15 protein-coding genes are annotated in these 19,456 nt (G+C 55.2%); 3 read left to right on the forward strand and 12 right to left on the reverse strand.

Features of this window, described 5'->3' with window-relative positions; all coding sequences use genetic code 11:
* Positions 1 to 44 precede the first annotated feature (44 nt).
* Positions 45 to 704 carry a ribose-5-phosphate isomerase RpiA gene (gene rpiA, locus V1603_RS22685; protein WP_003860091.1) on the reverse strand — a complete coding sequence of 220 codons (660 nt, stop codon included), beginning with the start codon at positions 702 to 704 and terminating at the stop codon, positions 45 to 47.
* Positions 705 to 831: 127 nt separating this feature from the next.
* Here rpiA and argP point away from each other — a divergent pair, with 127 nt between their 5' ends.
* Positions 832 to 1,725, forward strand: a complete 894-nt coding sequence (argP, locus tag V1603_RS22690) for a DNA-binding transcriptional regulator ArgP (protein WP_003860089.1) — start codon at positions 832 to 834, stop codon at positions 1,723 to 1,725.
* 48 nt (positions 1,726 to 1,773) lie between these two features.
* Here argP and V1603_RS22695 read toward each other — a convergent pair whose 3' ends face one another.
* From V1603_RS22695 to tkt, 8 genes are all read right to left on the reverse strand, one after another.
* Positions 1,774 to 2,514, reverse strand: coding sequence for an oxidative stress defense protein (locus V1603_RS22695; RefSeq protein ID WP_116341915.1), 741 nt, complete (start codon positions 2,512 to 2,514; stop codon positions 1,774 to 1,776).
* A gap of 92 nt (positions 2,515 to 2,606) precedes the next feature.
* Positions 2,607 to 3,242: an arginine exporter ArgO gene (gene argO, locus V1603_RS22700; protein ID WP_395313293.1), complete on the reverse strand. Its 636-nt coding sequence runs from the start codon at positions 3,240 to 3,242 to the stop codon at positions 2,607 to 2,609.
* Between the two features lie 145 nt (positions 3,243 to 3,387).
* Positions 3,388 to 4,242 (reverse strand): small-conductance mechanosensitive channel MscS, encoded by an 855-nt coding sequence (gene mscS, locus V1603_RS22705; RefSeq protein WP_163329636.1) that lies wholly within the window; start codon positions 4,240 to 4,242, stop codon positions 3,388 to 3,390.
* 186 nt (positions 4,243 to 4,428) lie between these two features.
* Positions 4,429 to 5,508 (reverse strand): class II fructose-bisphosphate aldolase, encoded by a 1,080-nt coding sequence (fbaA, locus tag V1603_RS22710; RefSeq protein WP_061097137.1) that lies wholly within the window; start codon positions 5,506 to 5,508, stop codon positions 4,429 to 4,431.
* Positions 5,509 to 5,600: 92 nt separating this feature from the next.
* Positions 5,601 to 6,764, reverse strand: coding sequence for a phosphoglycerate kinase (gene pgk / locus V1603_RS22715; protein WP_023309116.1), 1,164 nt, complete (start codon positions 6,762 to 6,764; stop codon positions 5,601 to 5,603).
* A 49-nt stretch (positions 6,765 to 6,813) separates the two neighbouring features.
* Complete coding sequence (gene epd, locus V1603_RS22720) at positions 6,814 to 7,833, reverse strand: erythrose-4-phosphate dehydrogenase (protein WP_061097136.1); 1,020 nt, start codon at positions 7,831 to 7,833, stop codon at positions 6,814 to 6,816.
* A gap of 317 nt (positions 7,834 to 8,150) precedes the next feature.
* The gene (locus tag V1603_RS22725) at positions 8,151 to 10,496 is read right to left on the reverse strand and encodes a glycoside hydrolase family 18 protein (protein ID WP_395313294.1); all 2,346 of its coding nucleotides are present in this window, start codon (positions 10,494 to 10,496) and stop codon (positions 8,151 to 8,153) included.
* A gap of 500 nt (positions 10,497 to 10,996) precedes the next feature.
* Complete coding sequence (tkt, locus tag V1603_RS22730; protein WP_080330053.1) at positions 10,997 to 12,988, reverse strand: transketolase; 1,992 nt, start codon at positions 12,986 to 12,988, stop codon at positions 10,997 to 10,999.
* Between the two features lie 271 nt (positions 12,989 to 13,259).
* On the opposite strand from tkt, the gene V1603_RS22735 reads away from it, so the two are divergent.
* A complete protein-coding gene (locus V1603_RS22735) occupies positions 13,260 to 14,018 on the forward strand; it encodes a M48 family metallopeptidase (protein ID WP_116342269.1) in 759 nt (252 codons plus the stop codon).
* A gap of 210 nt (positions 14,019 to 14,228) precedes the next feature.
* A complete protein-coding gene (locus V1603_RS22740) occupies positions 14,229 to 15,497 on the forward strand; it encodes an OprD family outer membrane porin (RefSeq protein WP_116341921.1) in 1,269 nt (422 codons plus the stop codon).
* A 54-nt stretch (positions 15,498 to 15,551) separates the two neighbouring features.
* Here V1603_RS22740 and V1603_RS22745 read toward each other — a convergent pair whose 3' ends face one another.
* From V1603_RS22745 to V1603_RS22755, 3 genes are read right to left on the reverse strand one after another with little or no spacing between them, the layout of a single operon-like run.
* Positions 15,552 to 17,192 (reverse strand): thiamine pyrophosphate-binding protein, encoded by a 1,641-nt coding sequence (locus V1603_RS22745; RefSeq protein ID WP_116341924.1) that lies wholly within the window; start codon positions 17,190 to 17,192, stop codon positions 15,552 to 15,554.
* A 13-nt stretch (positions 17,193 to 17,205) separates the two neighbouring features.
* A complete protein-coding gene (locus tag V1603_RS22750) occupies positions 17,206 to 18,675 on the reverse strand; it encodes an aldehyde dehydrogenase (protein WP_395313295.1) in 1,470 nt (489 codons plus the stop codon).
* Positions 18,676 to 18,684: 9 nt separating this feature from the next.
* The gene (locus V1603_RS22755) at positions 18,685 to 19,455 is read right to left on the reverse strand and encodes an aspartate dehydrogenase (RefSeq protein WP_395313296.1); all 771 of its coding nucleotides are present in this window, start codon (positions 19,453 to 19,455) and stop codon (positions 18,685 to 18,687) included.
* Position 19,456: the final 1 nt, after the last annotated feature.

Consider the following 19,456-nt stretch of genomic DNA (forward strand, 5'->3'; position numbering starts at 1 on the left):
CTTTTCAAAAATTTTTTAGCGGGGGGAGCCCTCCCCCCGTCAGATCATTTTACGATGGTTTTGACGCCGTCGGCCGTACCTATCAGTGCCACGTCCGCGCCGCGGTTGGCAAATAACCCTACGGTAACAACGCCTGGAATGCCGTTGATGGCGTTTTCCAGGGCAATCGCGTCGAGAATTTCCAGGCCGTGAACGTCGAGGATGACGTTACCGTTGTCGGTGACCACGCCCTGACGGTATTCCGGACGGCCACCCAGCTTCACCAGCTGACGGGCAACCGCACTGCGCGCCATCGGGATCACTTCGACCGGCAGCGGAAAATTACCCAGAATGTCGACCTGCTTGGAGGCATCCGCGATGCAGATGAACTTGTCCGCAACCGAGGCGATGATCTTTTCACGGGTCAGCGCCGCGCCGCCGCCTTTGATCATCTGCATATGGCCGTTGATTTCATCCGCACCATCAACGTAAATGCCCAGACGATCCACTTCGTTGAGATCGAAAACGGTAATGCCGAGGCTTTTCAGCTTTTCCGTGGACGCATCGGAGCTGGAAACCGCGCCCTCGATCTGCCCCTTCATCGTGCCCAGTGCATCGATAAAGTGCGCCGCCGTTGACCCCGTACCAACACCGACAATGGTCCCTGGCTGTACGTACTGGAGAGCGGCCCATCCTACTGCTTTTTTCAGTTCATCCTGCGTCATGATCGTTTTGCCTGTGGTGTGAAAACTCAGGGCGCATTATAGAACACGTCGAATGGATTTCGTCTGCCAGGAAGGGAAAATTGTGTCATAGTGCAGATTAAGCAAAATTAAGGAGCCAGCCAGAGCAATGAAACGTCCGGACTACAGAACACTACAGGCACTTGATGCAGTTATTCGTGAACGTGGCTTTGAGCGCGCAGCGCAAAAGCTGTGTATCACCCAGTCCGCCGTATCACAGCGTATCAAACAGCTTGAAAACATGTTCGGGCAGCCGCTGCTGGTGCGTACCGTGCCGCCGCGCCCAACGGAGCAAGGGCAAAAACTTCTCGCCCTGCTGCGTCAGGTTGAGCTGCTGGAAGACGAATGGCTGGGTGACGAACAAACGGGCTCCACGCCGCTGCTGCTCTCGCTGGCGGTCAACGCCGACAGTCTGGCAACCTGGCTGCTGCCGGCCCTTGCGCCGGTCCTGGCCGACTCCCCTATCCGCCTGAATCTCCAGGTTGAAGATGAAACCCGCACCCAGGAGCGCCTGCGTCGCGGTGAAGTGGTGGGGGCAGTCAGTATTCAGCCGCAGGCGCTGCCAAGCTGTCTTGTCGATCAGCTGGGCGCGCTGGACTACCTGTTCGTGGGTTCAAAAGCCTTTGCGGAGCGCTACTTCCCGAACGGCGTCACCCGCGCAGCGCTGCTGAAAGCGCCGGCCGTGGCGTTCGACCATCTGGACGATATGCACCAGGCATTTTTGCAGCAAAACTTTGACCTGCCGCCGGGCAGCGTACCGTGCCATATCGTCAACTCGTCCGAAGCCTTTGTGCAGCTTGCGCGTCAGGGCACGACCTGCTGCATGATCCCGCACCTGCAGATTGAGAAAGAGTTGAAAAGCGGTGAGTTGATTGACCTAACGCCGGGGCTGTATCAGCGCCGGATGCTCTACTGGCACCGTTTTGCGCCGGAAAGCCGCATGATGCGCAACGTTACTGACGCGCTGCTGGCGTTTGGGCATAAGGTGTTGAGACAGGATTAATCGCTTGAATTCCCTCTCCCTGTGGGAGAGGGTTAGGGTGAGGGCAAACTACTGCGCCTTAGCCGCCTCAGTTTGCTGAGTTTGAGTTGGCTCCAGCTGGAACACCACATCCACCTGATCGTCGAACTGAATGGTTGGCTGCTCATAGGTTTCCTGAGCGGACACCGGGGCTGCATCAGCCTTCATCATCCGTACCATCGGGCTTGGCTGGTAGTTAGAGACGTGGTAACGCACGCTGTATACCGGGCCGAGCTTGCTCTTAAAGCCGGACGCCAGCTGCTCTGCCTGATGGATTGCATCATTAATCGCGGCTTTACGCGCTTCGTCTTTGTATTTCTCCGGTTGCGCAACGCCCAGCGACACCGAACGGATTTCGTTCAGGCCAGCCTTCAGCGCGCCGTCCAGCAGTGAATTCAGCTTGTCCAGCTGACGCACGGTCACTTCAACAGCACGCACGGCGCGGTAGCCTTTCAGGATGCTTTTGCCGTTCTGGTAGTCGTAATCAGGTTGAGTACGCAGGTTCGCGGAGTTGATATCTTTTTTACCTACACCGTTCTGCTCGAGGAAAGAGAGATATTGCGCAACACGATCGTCCGCCTGCTTCTTGGCGGAGGCCGCATCTTTCGCAGCGACATTGACCTCAATTGCCAGGGTTGCAATATCCGGTACCGCGTCCACGCTTGCGGTGCCTGACGTGACGATGTGCGGGCCATCCGGCAATTCACTTGCCTGCACCGACACCGCACCGAAACTCACTAATGCCGCCAGGGCCATCACTTTAAACTTCACTGTCATTCCTCCATGTTGCGAAGAGTGCCCCAACAACAGGGCGCATGCCAGCAAGCTTAGCGGGTCTTGTTCAGTTGTCCATAAGACAACGCTTAGTTGAGCAATCCCTGTACATGATGAATGCCCTCCTTCGCCAGCTGGAAAGCGATAAACCACATCACCAGACCGACCAGCGTGTTAATGATGCGCTGCGCTTTGGCAGTCCGCAGCCGTGGAGCCAGCCACGCCGCCAGGATCGCAAGACCGAAGAACCAGAGGAAAGAGGCGCTGACCGTACCGAGCGCAAACCAGCGTTTGGGCTCAACGTCCAGCTGCCCGCCCAGGCTACCCAGCACCACGAACGTATCAAGGTAAACGTGCGGGTTAAGCCAGGTGACCGCCAGCATGGTGACGATGATCTTCCAGCGCCCCTGCTTCATCACTTCGGCGCTCGCCAGCTCAAGATTGCTGCTCATAGCGGTTTTCAGGGCGCCGAATCCGTACCACAGCAGAAACGCCACGCCGCCCCAGTTTACCAGCGCCAGCAGCCAGGGGGACTGCATCAGCAGCGCGCTGCCGCCGAAAATCCCGGCGCAAATCAGCAGCAGATCGCTCACCGCGCAAAGCAGGGCAATCATCAGATGATACTGGCGGCGAATGCCTTGATTCATGACGAACGCATTTTGCGGCCCGAGAGGGAGGATCATGGCCGCACCTAAGGCAAGCCCTTGAAAGTAATAGGATAACATAACGCAATTCTCACAGTCTTGTTCTGGAAGCCGACTATACTGCGCGAATCACATTAGAGGAAATTGATAATATTAATTGGAGATTAGCGGCGCTTATAAAAATAAAGCCCGGTGTCACTAGCGCTTACCGGGCCTACGGGTGAAGTTATTCCGCTTCTTTAACTTTTTTGACGTTTACGTCCATCTGCGGGTACGGGAAGCTGATGCCGTTGGCATCGAAGTCGCGCTTAATGCGCTCCAGCACGTCCCAGTAAACATTTTGCAGATCGCTGCTTTTGCTCCAGATACGCACCACGAAGTTAATCGATGACGCGCCCAGTTCGTTCAGGCGAACCGTCTGCTCTTTGTCTTTCAGAATGCGGTCGTCAGAAGCGATGATGTTCGCGATCAGCGACTTCACCTGATCGATATCTGAATCATACGCCACGCTGATGATGAGCTCGTTACGACGCACCGGCTCGCGGGAAAAGTTAATGATATTGCCCGCGATGATTTTCCCGTTCGGCACCACCACGATACGGCCGTCGACGGTACGCAGGGTGGTAGAGAAAATCTGCACCTGCAGCACGGTGCCGGCAATGCCGCCCAGATCAACGTATTCGCCGGAGCGGAACGGACGGAAGGTCACCAGCAGCACGCCTGCCGCCAGGTTTGAAAGCGAGCCCTGCAGCGCCAGACCAATAGCCAGACCGGCGGCACCGAGAACGGCAATAACGGAGGCGGTCTGCACGCCCACACGGCCCAGCGCCGCAATCAGCGTAAAGGCGATAATGCCGTAGCGCACCAGTGCGGAGAGGAAGTCAGCCACCGTGGCGTCAATGTGACGGGCCAGCATTACGCGGTTAACCGCGTTCGATACGATACGCGCCACGATCATCCCGACGATAATGATCGCAATTGCCGCAACGATGTTCACGGCATAGCTCAGCAGCAGCGCCTGGTTGCGCACCAGCCAGTTACCGGCGTTATTGATGCTGTCTACAACATCGAGTTGTTCCATTTATTCTTCCTTTTGTTAAACCAAAACACTAAATCCATCCCCCATGGAGACAGGCAGGTCAGTAAAGGGTAAACAAAAAGCGCATGTTTTGCCAAACAGATCACAAAATCAGATGTTGCAGCATGTTGAAAATGCATAAAAAAAGGCCCGCATTTGCGGGCCTTCCGATGCTGTTAGCAGCTCAAATCACAGAACGTCGATTGCGTTCAGTTCTTTGAAAGCCTGCTCCAGACGGGTCACCATGGACGTCTGAGCAGCGCGCAGCCATACGCGTGGATCGTAGTATTTCTTGTTCGGCTGGTCTTCGCCTTTCGGGTTGCCCAGCTGGCCCTGCAGGTAAGCTTCGTTGGTTTTGTAGTACTGCAGGATACCGTCCCATGTTGCCCACTGGGTGTCGGTATCGATGTTCATTTTCACTACGCCGTAGCTTACGGAGTCTTTGATTTCCTGAGCAGAAGAACCGGAACCGCCGTGGAAGACGAAGTTCAGGCTGTTGTGCGGCAGGTTGTGTTTTTTGGAAACGTATTCCTGAGAATCACGCAGGATGGTTGGAGTCAGAACCACGTTACCTGGTTTGTAAACGCCATGGACGTTGCCGAAGGACGCTGCGATGGTGAAGCGTGGGCTGATTTTGCTCAGCTCGGTGTAAGCGTAATCAACGTCTTCTGGCTGGGTGTACAGTGCAGAAGCGTCCATGTGGCTGTTGTCCACGCCGTCTTCTTCACCGCCGGTGCAACCCAGTTCAATTTCCAGGGTCATGTCCATTTTGGCCATGCGCGCCAGGTATTTAGAGCAGATTTCGATGTTTTCGTGCAGTGACTCTTCAGACAGGTCGATCATGTGAGAAGAGAACAGTGGCTTACCGGTTGCCGCGAAGTGTTTTTCACCCGCGTCCAGCAGACCGTCGATCCACGGCAGCAGTTTCTTCGCGCAGTGGTCAGTGTGCAGGATAACCGGAACACCGTAGTGCTCAGCCATCTGGTGTACGTGATGTGCACCGGAGATAGCGCCCAGGATTGCAGCACCCTGAGGAATGTCAGTTTTCACGCCTTTACCTGCGATGAACGCAGCGCCACCATTAGAGAACTGAACGATAACTGGCGCTTTAACTTTAGCAGCAGTTTCCAGTACGGCGTTGATGGAGTCGGTACCTACGCAGTTAACTGCTGGCAGAGCGAAGTTGTTTTCTTTAGCTACCTGGAACACTTTCTGTACGTCATCACCAGTGATAACGCCAGGTTTTACGAAATCAAAAATTTTAGACATGTTGCTTAGTCCTGTATCTTCGGCCGTTAGAAAAGGTGCGAGCTCTTAGAAGCGCGCTGAAAATTGGGCAGGTTTCCCTGCCCTTGAATGGCTTACTTCTTAGCGCGCTCTTCGAGCATTGCTACTGCTGGCAGTACTTTGCCTTCCACGAATTCGAGGAATGCGCCGCCACCAGTGGAGATGTAGGAGATTTTGTCAGCGATACCGAACAGGTCGATTGCTGCCAGGGTGTCACCACCGCCTGCGATAGAGAACGCTTCGCTGTCTGCAATAGCGTTAGCAACGATTTCAGTCCCTTTGCGGAAGTTCGGGAATTCGAACACGCCAACAGGACCGTTCCACAGGATAGTTTTTGCGTTTTTAAGGATTTCAGCCAGTTTCTGTGCAGAAACGTCGCCCAGGTCCAGAATCTGCTCTTCATCTTTGATGTCGTTTACAGATTTCAGGGTCGCGGTAGCGGTTTCGGAGAACTCGGTCGCCACGCGAACGTCAGTTGGAACCGGGATATCACAGGTACCCAGCAGGCGTTTGGCTTCGTCAACCAGGTCTGCTTCGTACAGGGATTTACCCACGTTGTGGCCCTGAGCAGCAACGAAGGTGTTCGCAATACCACCGCCGACGATCAGCTGGTCAGCGATTTTAGACAGGGAATCCAGAACGGTCAGTTTGGTAGAAACTTTAGAACCACCAACGATAGCCACCATTGGACGAGCAGGCTCTTTCAGCGCTTTACCCAGCGCTTCCAGTTCGTCGGCCAGCAGAGGACCGGCGCACGCTACGTCTGCGAATTTACCGATACCGTGGGTAGACGCCTGCGCACGGTGAGCTGTACCGAACGCATCCATCACGAATACGTCGCACAGTGCAGCGTATTTTTTGGACAGGGTTTCGTCGTCTTTCTTCTCGCCTTTGTTGAAGCGAACGTTTTCCAGAACCACCAGTTCACCGGCAGCCACTTCAACGCCGTCCAGATAATCTTTCACCAGGCGAACTGGGTTGGACAGTTTGTCTTTCAGGTAATTAACAACTGGCAGCAGAGAGAACTCTTCGTTGTACTCGCCTTCGGTTGGACGGCCCAGGTGGGAGGTGACCATCACTTTAGCGCCCTGCTTCAGAGCCAGCTCGATGGTTGGCAGAGATGCACGGATACGCGCGTCGCTGGTCACTTTGCCATCTTTAACCGGTACGTTCAGATCGGCACGGATGAAAACGCGTTTACCAGCCAGATCCAGATCGGTCATCTTAATTACAGACATGGTGAATCCTCTCGTTGATTCTTAAAGTTTTGCAGACGCACGATGCGTCTTACCTGAAACCTTGAGCGGCCATTGCTAACGTGGTGTCGAGCATCCGGTTAGCAAAGCCCCATTCGTTATCACACCAGACCAGCGTCTTGATAAGGTGTGCGCCACTGACTCGCGTCTGCGTGCCATCGACGATGGCGCTGTGCGGGTCGTGGTTAAAATCTACTGAGACCAACGGTAATTCCGTATAGTCAACTATACCATGAAATGCTCCCTGTGCCGCTTTTTGCAGCAACAGGTTGACTTCACAGGCTTTTACCGGTTTTTTCACCGTCACGCTGAGGTCAATTGCCGTCACGTTAATTGTCGGGACACGCACGGCAATCGCTTCAAAACGGTCATTAAACTGCGGGAAAATTCGGGTGATCCCTGCCGCCAGCTTTGTGTCCACCGGAATGATTGACTGGCTCGCCGCGCGCGTGCGTCGTAAATCCGGATGGTAAGCGTCGATAACCTGCTGATCGTGCATGGCGGAGTGAATCGTGGTCACGGTGCCGGATTCAATGCCGTACGCATCGTCTAACAGTTTGATGACCGGAATAATGCAGTTGGTGGTGCAGGAGGCGTTGGAAACGATGAGGTGTTCAGCCTTCAGCTCATGCTGGTTGACGCCAAACACGACGGTCGCGTCGAGATCGTTACTGCCGGGATGAGAAAACAGGACTTTTTTTGCGCCAGCGGCCAGATGCGCTTCGCCGTGCTCGCGGTTACCGTAAACACCGGTGCAGTCGAGCACCACATCCACGCCCAGTTCCCGCCAGGGTAGTCCTGCAATACTGCTCTCATGCAGTACGCGAATCGCGTCGTCACCGACAAACAGCTGCTCTCTTTCCTGGCGAACATCCCAGGCAAAACGGCCGTGGCTGGTGTCATATTTCAACAAATGCGCCATGCCCGCAGCATCCGCCAGTTCGTTGATTGCCACCACGGTGATTTCCGCACGACGCCCGGATTCATATAAAGCACGAACCACGTTGCGCCCGATGCGACCGAAGCCATTAATCGCTACGCGTACGGTCATAGATCTCCTGCAAAGCTATCCCTGAGTTTGAGGTGGCTGAAAGAGTAATCCAGCTACGCCCGAAGGGGAATCCTTGCTATCACAAACTGCGATTGATTGGTCAATTGTCGAACATTTAATCGACTGAAACGCTTCAGCAAGAATAAGCGAATCGAGGAATAAAAGGAATGTCTGTCCAGATGAATAAGCGAGCTATATGACTTGCGTCACATTTTGAGTGGAATAGTTCTCAGAAGCACTACATTGATCAGGAATAGCGTCAGGGCAGATTTGGAAATCCGGGCCAGAAAAAGCCCGGATGGATAACTCAACGTAAATCAATAGTAAGTAAAGTTATGAGGAATGGTCAAATGACCAGCTAAAACCTGGTTTCCGTTAGTCACATTATAGACCTTAACGTCATCACCCTCATGTAAAACAATATCACTGGACGTAGAATATGCCATATTCTTGCCCTGGCCACCTTTATCCATATGGTCCATCGCGTCCCTACAATCCGCAAGCGTTTTCACAGAAGAAACGCGAACATCATTGAGATAGACCTGATACTCACCGCTATCAGAACATTGTGGCAACAGAACCTCTATTGCGAAGTAAGGGTATAGGGTTTTACCTGCCATACTGAGAACATAGATCGCCTGCAAAGAACCATCAGTGGTTAACACCGCATCCCCGAGCATCTCTTTGGTCACCGTTTTCGTTATCTGAACGCTTTCATGCTCAGTATCTGTCCTTACCACCGTAACGACGTCCCCCTCTTTCAGATTGGCGTAGTTGGTATGCACATCAGTACTTTCACTGCCTTTGTCAAAGTTACCGTTCGTGACTTTCCCTTTATTCACTTTGGCAATCGATATGTTGTTTACACGTATATCAAATATGCCGCTTTGGAAATCCTCCGTCGGCATTTCAAAGAAGACGCCATACGCCATGGTAAATATGCCTGTTTTGCTGTCGAAATAGGACTTACCAGTCGTTGGCGTTGACGCCCAGATATCGTTAGCAGCGCGGGAAAGCGTCAGATAAGAGATGACACTGGTGTCATCATCGTCATCATCATCGTCGCTGTCAGAATCTTTCAGCGTCGCAACAATTTTGCCCAGCGTATGATTGGTATCATCGCCGCTGATGTCCCATATAATGGCGCCGCCAAGACCCTGGTCTTTGATGTAGTTCACTTTATCCGCGATAGAGGATTCATCGTCATAGGTCAGGAATTCTTTACTTGAGGCGTTATACAGATACGGCACGTGCGACTCAGCATCCCAGTAACGGGTGTATTGCCCGCTCGCCAGCTTTTGCTGAAGAACATAGAAAGGGTTAGTTCCCGTAAACTGTCCTTCATCATCCCAGGCACCATGCACCGTTGCACTCCCCGGAACAAACAATCCTGGCAAACCTGCAACTTTCTCTGTCGGCTGAACATCCCCCCAGCCGCGACCGTAGAAAGGAATGCCCATCGTTAATTTGTTTTTCGGAATGCCCCAGGTATTCACATATTCAGATATAGCGGAAGAGATATTAAGCTTCTGATCTTCATCCTGGCTGTTCGCATATAACGGCGCATTATGGCCGGTAATAGGATCAAACGCCCCATGAATGTCATACGCCATGACGTTTACGGAGTCGAGAATAGAAGCCGTCACGGATGGGTTGATATAGGACATTGAGTTGTGATTAACCGTTACGGCAGCCGACAGTTGATAATAACGGTCATTTTTCTTACCAATGTCATCCAGTTTCGTACGAAGGCTGGTGATGAGATTGGTAAACTGGGTTTTCTCCTGGTCAGAATCGGGATACTCCCAGTCAATATCGACGCCATCGAATTTCCATTGAATCATGTAATCGACAATACTTTGCGCAAGTTTCTCAACCCCCTCCGGGGTTGACGTTGCGCTTTCAAATACCCCATCTTCCGAGTTAGTCCAACCCCCGACAGAAAGAATATTTGTTACCCCATTCTGCTCGCTGGCACTGGCGAGTTCCTTCATCAACTCAGGACCTTTTTCAGTATCGTGAGTAATAACAACGCCGTCTTTGATGATGGCGAAGGCATAAGAAATATGGGTCATCAAATCCCAGGCAATTTTATCAGGAGTGAAGTAGTTGTGCGCTTCATAAACTCCCCATTCAGGATAATAGCCGTAAATCTTCGTTTGGTTAGCAACCTTCTCTTTTTGCTGTTTTTGATAATCTTCAGCTTCCTGCCCGGTCCATGGCGTGAAATTAAAGCTATCTACAACGTTTTGTTCAAGATTAGTGGGTGCACCTTTCAGCCAGACCGCATTACTGCCTGGCATTTCACCTGGGTTTGCCCACCACTGATTGGTCCAATAATAGCCGTTGTAGCGTACCCGGGTATTGGGCTGACTGTAGCTGAGAGTAGGATCGTAGAGCGGGGTTTGTATCACTTCATCCAGTCTGTTGGCGACGACAACCGTTTCGGCTCCTGGGAAGTCATTATTCACGCCAGCATCTGTTCCATCATTAGCCGCAAATTCAAGCCATGATTCCCCATTATCTGTAGAGCGCATGAGTGCGCCATTATAAGTACCATCAATTTTGTTGGTGCTGTCGTTTGCTTTTAATTCTGCCATTGCATTTGCAGAAAGCAGGCTTGTCGCTATTGTCATAGCGATCAATGTGGGTCTGAATTGCATATAACATCCTTATTTTAATAAACGTTTGTATTACTGACTTTCAGATATAAATCCATCAGTTAAAACAAAGTAACAAACAAGGAAGTTAAAAACCAATGAAGTAATATTAACGATAATCGTTAGATTTTCTTATAATACAGAAAATGAACATTGCGAATTAAAATATACATTCCTGTAAATGATACATATCAATCTACTGATACAACTTAAATAATAAATCACCAGGACTATCCTGAATAAAGATGAAATAAAATCATAAACAAAAAAAAGATATGTGAAAAAAGTCTCAGACATAAAAAATAATTTAATACAACGGATGCTGTCTGCGGAGGGCGATAAAGTGCATTTTTTAGAATGGAGATCACGAAGTGACATAAAATTTTACGAAAAGATGATCTTCTGAGGCACTGACACCCTCTGAAGATCACAATACGTTATGCTTGATTTCTGCCCGTACCGACTGAGCTCTGCTCAATGGTACGGGCTTTCTTTGAGAGGAATTACAGCAGTTCTTTCGCCTTAGCGACAACGTTCTCAACGGTGAAGCCGAACTCTTCGAACAGCTGTTCTGCCGGAGCAGACTCACCGAAGGTGGTCATACCGACGATAGCGCCGTTCAGGCCCACGTATTTGAACCAGTAGTCAGCGATACCCGCTTCCACTGCCACGCGAGCGGAAACCGCTTTAGGCAGTACGGATTCGCGGTAAGCGGCATCCTGCTTGTCGAACGCGTCGGTAGACGGCATGGAGACCACGCGCGCTTTCACGCCTTCGGCAGTCAGTTTTTCCCACGCGGCAACAGCCAGTTCAACTTCAGAACCGGTGGCGATGAAGATCAGTTCAGGCTGGCCCGCGCAATCTTTCAGCACGTAACCACCGCGCGCGATGTTCGCCAGCTGCTCTGGCGTGCGTTCCTGCTGCGCCAGGTTCTGACGGGAGAGGATCAGCGCGGTTGGACCGTCCTGACGCTCAACGCCGTATTTCCACGCTACCGCGGATTCAACCTGGTCACATGGACGCCATGTGCTCATGTTCGGGGTCACGCGCAGGGAAGCCACCTGCTCTACCGGCTGGTGAGTTGGGCCATCTTCGCCCAGACCGATGGAGTCGTGGGTGTAGACCATCACCTGACGCTGTTTCATCAGCGCGGCCATACGCACGGCGTTACGTGCATATTCAACGAACATCAGGAAGGTAGAGGTGTACGGCAGGAAACCACCGTGCAGGGAGATACCGTTCGCGATAGCGGTCATACCGAATTCACGTACACCGTAATGGATGTAGTTACCGGCAGTATCTTCGTTGATTGGCTTAGAACCAGACCACAGGGTCAGGTTAGATGGCGCCAGGTCAGCGGAGCCGCCGAGGAATTCAGGCAGCAGAGGACCGAACGCTTCAATCGCATTCTGAGACGCTTTACGGCTCGCGATTTTAGACGGATTCGCCTGCAGCTTAGCGATGAATTCGTTGGCTTTCGCGTCGAAGTCAGACGGCATATCGCCTTTCATACGACGGGTGAATTCAGCCGCTTCCTGTGGGAACGCTTTCGCATAGGCAGCGAACTTCTCGTTCCAGGCCGCTTCTTTCGCCTGGCCCACTTCTTTTGCATCCCACTGTGCATAGATCTCAGACGGGATTTCGAATGCAGGGTGTTTCCAGCCCAGCGCTTCACGGGTCAGTGCGATTTCCGCGTCACCCAGCGGTGCACCGTGGGAGTCATGGGTGCCCGCTTTGTTCGGAGAACCGAAGCCGATGATGGTTTTGCACATCAGCAGGGACGGTTTGTCGGTCACTGCGCGCGCTTCTTCTACTGCACGTTTAATCGAGTCAGCATCATGGCCATCAACGCCACGCACAACGTGCCAGCCGTAAGCTTCGAAACGTGCTGCAGTGTCGTCAGTGAACCAGCCTTCAACGTGACCGTCGATGGAGATGCCGTTGTCGTCATAGAACGCAACCAGTTTACCCAGCTTCAGGGTACCGGCCAGGGAGCACACTTCGTGAGAAATGCCTTCCATCATGCAGCCGTCGCCCAGGAAGGCGTAGGTGAAGTGGTCCACGATGTCATGGCCAGGACGGTTGAACTGCGCCGCCAGGGTCTTCTCAGCAATCGCCATACCCACAGCGTTAGCAATACCCTGACCCAGCGGGCCGGTGGTGGTTTCTACACCAGCGGTGTAGCCCACTTCCGGGTGACCTGGAGTTTTGGAGTGCAGCTGACGGAAGTTTTTCAGCTCTTCGATAGGCAGATCGTAGCCGGTGAGATGCAGCAGGCTGTAGATCAGCATAGAGCCGTGGCCGTTAGACAGCACGAAACGGTCGCGGTCAGCCCATGCCGGGTTCTGCGGGTTGTGGTTAAGGAAATCACGCCACAGGACTTCGGCGATATCAGCCATACCCATAGGGGCACCCGGGTGGCCGGACTTGGCTTTCTGTACTGCGTCCATGCTCAGCGCACGAATAGCATTAGCAAGCTCTTTACGTGAGGACATTTTAACTCCAGATCGGACTGTTAAAGGCCATGCCCTTGACGACAGCGCGTTTTGGGCTACGCCGGAAAAAAGTGCCAACAATGTAACCCAAGCCGCAGGGCATGTACATGGACCATTCTTTTGCAGCTTAAGAAATCTCTGGATCATGCTCGCATGTTGCGCAATCTGCTCGCCCGCGCCTGTAGATATTCCTTATACTTACCCCGCCCCGGCTTCGTTGCGGGTGCACTTTTCGGATTTTATTCAGATTAACGAGTACGGAAGCAACTTCATGAAAATGCGTGCAATAGTGCTGGCCCTGGGTACAACGCTCATGCTGAGCGGCTGTCAGAATATGGACTCTAACGGTCTGATGACCTCAGGTGCAGAAGCCTTTCAGGCCTACTCCCTGAGTGACGCGCAGGTTAAAGCGCTGAGCGATCAGGCCTGTAAAGATATGGACGGAAAAGCCACGCTTGCGCCGGCTGACAGTACCTACACACAGCGTCTGAATAAGATTGCTTCCGCGCTCGGCGATAACATCAACGGCCAGCCGGTGAACTACAAGGTTTACATGGCGAAAGACGTGAACGCCTTCGCGATGGCGAACGGCTGCATCCGCGTCTACAGCGGGCTGATGGACATGATGACCGACAACGAAGTCGAAGCGGTGATCGGCCACGAAATGGGCCACGTTGCGCTCGGCCACGTCAAGAAAGGGATGCAGGTTGCCTTAGGCACCAATGCCATCCGCGCGGCGGCGGCCTCTGCGGGCGGTATCGTTGGCAGCCTGTCCCAGTCTCAGCTTGGTGACGTAGGCGAAAAGCTGGTTAACTCCCAGTTCTCACAGCGTCAGGAGTCCGAAGCGGATGACTACTCCTACGATCTGTTGCGCAAACGCGGGATTAATCCATCTGGTTTAGCCACCAGCTTCGAAAAGCTGGCCAAGCTGGAAGCGGGTCGCCAGAGCTCCATGTTTGACGATCACCCGGCCTCAGAAGCGCGCGCGCAGCATATTCGCGACCGTATGGCCGCTGACGGAATTAAATAATATTGAAAGGAGGCAATTTTGCCTCCTTTTTATTTCGCATGAATTGCTAACTAAATCGCACGTATCGGTAACACCTCTGAAAACCCCGTCAAATCTGCCCTTTCCTGCTGAAACGTCTGGTCACATATTTATTGCAATCGTTAACCTTTCCGGTAATTATCAAGCGCGCAGTAATTCAATTTAATATATTAAGACAGAGACGTTCCCTCCGTGAAAAAAGAATTATCGTTAATTGCTTTAAGTTTATTCGCCGCATTACCTGCCGCTGCAAGCCAGCAATCTGACAGCATGGGTTTTATCGACGACAGCCATTTAGACCTGTTTTTACGCAATGCGTATATCAGCCGTGATTACCATCAGGGCCAGCAGGATAAAGCCGAATGGGGCCAGGGTATCATCGCCACATTTGAATCCGGATATACCGAAGGGCTGGTGGGCTTTGGCGTGGACGGCATCGCACAGTACGGCGTGCGCCTGGATGGCGGTCGCGGCAAGAGCGGCGCGGGCGGTATCGACTTCTTTAAACAGGAAGACGATGGGAGGGCCAAATCCGATCTAGCGAAATTTGGCGCAACCGCCAAAATGCGCATCTCAAATACCGTGCTGAGCTACGGTAACCAGCGCCCTGAACTGCCTATCGTTAACGCCGATAACTCCCGCCTGCTGTTTGAAAGCTACACCGGTGCCATGCTGACCTCGAAAGAGATCGACGGGCTGGAAGTGAACGCCGGTTATTTCACCGACGAGCAGCGTAAAAGCGACGACCGCCACGACAGCGGCCTGAAAAGCCTGACCTTCGGGGGCGCAAGCTACCAGTTCAACGACCAGTTCAGCGGTGCGCTGTACGCCTCTCATAACGAAGAGGTGATGAACAAACAGTATCTGGGCCTGAATTTCAAACAGCCGTTCAGCACCGGACAGCAGCTGGTACTCGACTTTAACGGCTATAACTCGCGTCTTGATCAGGGTTACGCTGACAGCCTCGACACCGGCCGCAGCAACACCATCTGGAGCCTGGCGGCAAGCTACATCTGGGATATTCATACGTTCAAAGTGGCATACCAGCAGAGCAGCGGCAGCACCGGCTACAACTACGGCGGCTATCGCGACAAGGGCGGCGTGGGTGACGGTGGCAATACCATCTGGCTGGCGAACTCCTACTGGTCTGATTTCAACGGTGAAGACGAGCGCTCATGGCAAGCGTCGTACGGCCTGGACTTTGGCGGCCTTGGCCTGCCGGGCCTGAGCTGGACCACCGCCTACGTGCGTGGGGACAACATCAAAACCTCTGAAACCAGCAACGGCAAAGAGCACGAGTGGTTTAACCAGATCCAGTACAAGGTGCAGGACGGCCCGGCGAAAGACCTGACGCTGCGCCTGCGCTACTCCGTGCTGCGCGTCTCCAGCAACGCCAGCGAGTACAACGTGGGCGGGGATGAGATCCGCGCCTACGTGGAATACCCGTTTAACGTGTTCTGATTTACCCCCTCACCCTAACCCTCTCCCCTTTGGGGAGAGGGGAAATCTCGCATATCAGTAAAGCGTCTTCTGCGGCGGCCCGGCAAACTTCAGCGCGCCAATCTGTCCCATCCGCACTTCCACCACCGACGGCCCCGGCATCGCAAGCGCCTCCGTCATTACCGCATCAAAATCCTCTGCCCGCTCCACGCTCCACGCCTGCAAGCCAATTGCCTGTGCCAGCAGGGTAAAGTCCGGCGTATGCAGTTCGTTATAATACTGACGCCCGCCGAAATACTTATCCTGGATGCCGCGCATCACGCCGTAGCCGCCGTCGTTCATGATCAGCAGCGTCACGTTGGCTTTCTCCTGCGCCAGCGTTGCCAGCTCGCCTAAATTCAGGCTCAGGCCACCGTCGCCCACCAGCCCCACCACCTTACGCTGCGGGTTAGCAATCGCGGTACCGATGGCCATCGGTAGTCCCATACCAATTGCGCCAGCCAGCGAGTGGATATTCATCAGCGGACCGTTAGCGCGGAACAGACGACTGCCCCACAGGCTGCCGGAAACGGTGATATCGCGCACCAGCAGGCCGTCCTGCGGCAGGGCTTTCTCAATGGCGTCGTTAAGTTTCGCGTAGGCGCCGCACTGTTCGCGCAGCCCCTGCTCTGCTTTGGCAACCGCCTGCTGCACCTGCGTATCCCACTGCGCGTCGCCCCACTCCCGGCCCTGGGCTTTGTCGGCCAGCGCGCGAAGCAGCGTGGAGCAGTCGGCTATCAGCGTGTTATCCATCAGGTAATTGCGGCTCGCTGCCGCCGGATCGATATCAATCTGCACGCGCGGAGAGGGCAGCGCCAGCGTCCAGGAGCGGGTTTCGTTGCTGCGCAGGCGTGAACCGGCGATCAGCGTAAAGTCACACTGCGCGATAATCGCCTCCACCGACGGAGAATTATGGAACGCCCGCAGGCTGGCGCGATGGCTGTCCGGCAGCACGCCGCGCGCGTGGGTGCTGGAAATCACCGTCACGCCCGCATCCGCCAGCGTTTTCACGGCTTCAGCGCTTCCCAGCGCCCCGCCGCCCAGCCACAGCAGCGGCCGTTTCGCCTGCCTGAGCTGTGCCCACAATGCATCGACCGACGCGGGCTCCACGGCTGCAACCGAAGCCGGTTTCACCGGTGCGGTCACCAGCGACATTGGAATTTGGGCCCCCTGAATATCAATCGGGATCTCCACTGAAACCGGCCCGCACGGCGGCGTTTGCGCCTCCTGAATCGCTTTATGCAGAATCGCTATCGCCTGGTTGGCGTTGCTGATGCGGTAGGCCCGCTTTGAGCTGGCCTTCAGGAAGGTCAGCTGGTCGCGGGTTTCGTGGATAAACCCGGTGTCGGCATCCAGCCACGCTTTCTCCACCTGTCCGGTTAAATGCAGCAGCGGCGTGCAGGCGTTCATGGCTTCTACCAGCGCGCCGACCGCGTTGCCTGCCCCGGCGCCGGTGCTGGTCAGCGCCACGCCGAGGCCGGAAAAACGCCCGTGGGCGTCGGCCATGGTGACGGATCCCGCCTCGCCGCGCGCGGGCACGAAGCGAATGTTGCCGCGCTGCCCCACCGCGTCCGCGATCGGCAGGTTGTGAATGGAGATGACGCCGTAGATGGCCTCAACCTGATACTGCTCCAGCGTTCTGGCGATGGCGTCGCCGACGGTTATCATTTCGCTCATTGCTCACCCTTTCTCAGTCGCACCAGTGGTTGACGCTATTACCCGTCGCCAGATAAATGCTCTTTTGCTGCATCCAGGCTTTAAGCCCCTGAATGCCCTTTTCGCGGCCCAGACCGCTCTCTTTAAAGCCCCCGAACGGGGTCGAAATCGCAAAAACTTTGTAGGTGTTGATCCACACCGTGCCCGCCTCCAGCCGTTCGCTCAGGCGCAACGCGCGCCCGGTGTCGCGGGTCCAGATCCCTGCCGCCAGGCCGTAAACCGAGTCGTTCGCCTCGCGGATAAGCGTGGCTTCATCGCGAAACGGCATTGCCACCAGCACCGGGCCGAAGATCTCTTCCTGGCAGGCGCGGGCGCTGTTCGTCAACCCTTCGATAATGGTCGGCAGGAAGAAGCTGCCGTTTGCCAGGTCAGGATCCGCCGGGATCTCCCCGCCGCACAGCACGCGGCCCCCCTCGCGCTTAGCCAGCTCGACGTATTCCTGCACGCTCTGGCGATGTTTCTCATTGATCAGCGGCCCAACGTGGACGCCGTCGGTGAAGGGGTGCCCCACGCGCAGCCCGCGAGTTAATTCCAGTAGCCGCGCCATCAGCGGCGCGTAGATGCTTTCGTGAATAAACAGGCGCGACCCGGCGATGCACGCCTGCCCTGCCGAGCTGAAAATGCCGTAGCAGATCCCGCGCGCGGCCTGCTCAACGTCGGCATCCTCCAGCACGATGGTCGGGGATTTTCCACCCAGCTCCAGCGAGGCCGGGATCAGCTTTTCCGCCGCCACGTGCGCCAGATGACGGCCCGTAGTGGTGCCGCCGGTAAACGAAATTTTCCGCACCTTTGGATGACGCGCCAGCGCATCGCCAATTACCGAGCCTTTTCCTGGCAGGACGCTCAACAGCCCGGCGGGCAGCCCGGCCTGTTCAAAAATCCGCGCCAGCTCCAGCGCCATCAGCGGCGTGGCTTCGGCGGGCTTGAGGATCGCTGCGTTACCCGCGGCAATCGCCGGCGCGATCTTCTGCATCTCGCTGGCAATCGGCGAATTCCACGGCGTGATGGCGGCCACCACGCCAAGCGGCTCGTAGCGGCTCAGGGTCAGCAAATCCGGCTGGCGCGGCGTCGGGAGCTCGCCTTCCAGCAGCTCGCAGGCGGCGGCAAAGTAGCGCGCCGTTCCCGCCGCGCTCATCACCAGCCCGCGCGCTTCCGCCAGCGGCTTGCCGTTATCGCGGCTCTGCATCTGCGCCAGAGCATCCACGCGGGATTCAATCAGATCGGCGACCTTATGCAGGATCTTCGCGCGCATATGCGGCAGACTGTTGCTCCACGCGGGATCGCGCCACGCCCGCTCGCCGGCCTCTATCGCCTCCACGAGATCGTCGGGGCTTGCGGCATTCAGCGTCGCATTGATCGACCCGTCAGCCGGGAAATGGCTTTGCATCGGGTTACCGCCGCCGCGTCGCCACTGGCCGCCGATAAAAATCATCAGATCGTCCATCGTCACTCCTCAGCTCAGGGACAGCTCGCGGCAGGCGCGAACCGCGCTCAGTGCCGCAAGGGTGGAGGTTTTGGGATTGGACGCCAGCGGCAGCCCGCTCAGCTCCAGATGGAACTCGCCGAACAATCCTTCGACGTGCAGCGTGTGGGTATTACGCTTCGTTGCCGGGTCGACCATGAGCTGCACGCGGGTGTCGTCCATCCCCACGCCGCCGAGCGCCACGGTTGCCGCCACGTTGGCGTTCGCCGGGAACAGGCGAGCCGCCTCGCGGGCGCTGCCTTCAAAGAAGACCTTCGCCTCTGAGACCGCGTTAAGATCGATAAGCTGCTCGGCATAGCTACCGCGCCAGCTGGCCGGGCTTTTGCGCGACTGATAGGTAACCCGCTCAAGCCCTCCCTCTTTCGCCGCCGCCAGCCCGTCAATGCCGGCAACCGCACCGGAGAGCAGCGTCAGCCTGCCGCCCGCCGCGTGCAGGCGCTGCTCCAGCACGCTGTCCGCCAGCGCACCGGTGGAGATCACCGCCAGATGCCAGCCGCGACTTAAAATCGCTTCGCCATACTGCGCCACCGCCTGCTGGCTGGCGCACTCCAGCACCAGGTCGGGCGCTTCCGCGCAGTCCACCGGCGAGGTCAGCGCCGTTACCGCATCACCAAACTGCGCGCGAATGGCCGCGTGGTGGGCTTCACGCGCCACGATCCAGCCAATAGCCACGCCGGCGGGCAGACGCTCAATCACCGCCTGCGCCATGGCGCCAAACCCAATTAACATTACCTTTTTCATG

It is taken from the genome of Enterobacter sp. ECC-219, from assembly GCF_043966805.1.
Lineage (GTDB): Bacteria > Pseudomonadota > Gammaproteobacteria > Enterobacterales > Enterobacteriaceae > Enterobacter > Enterobacter cloacae_N.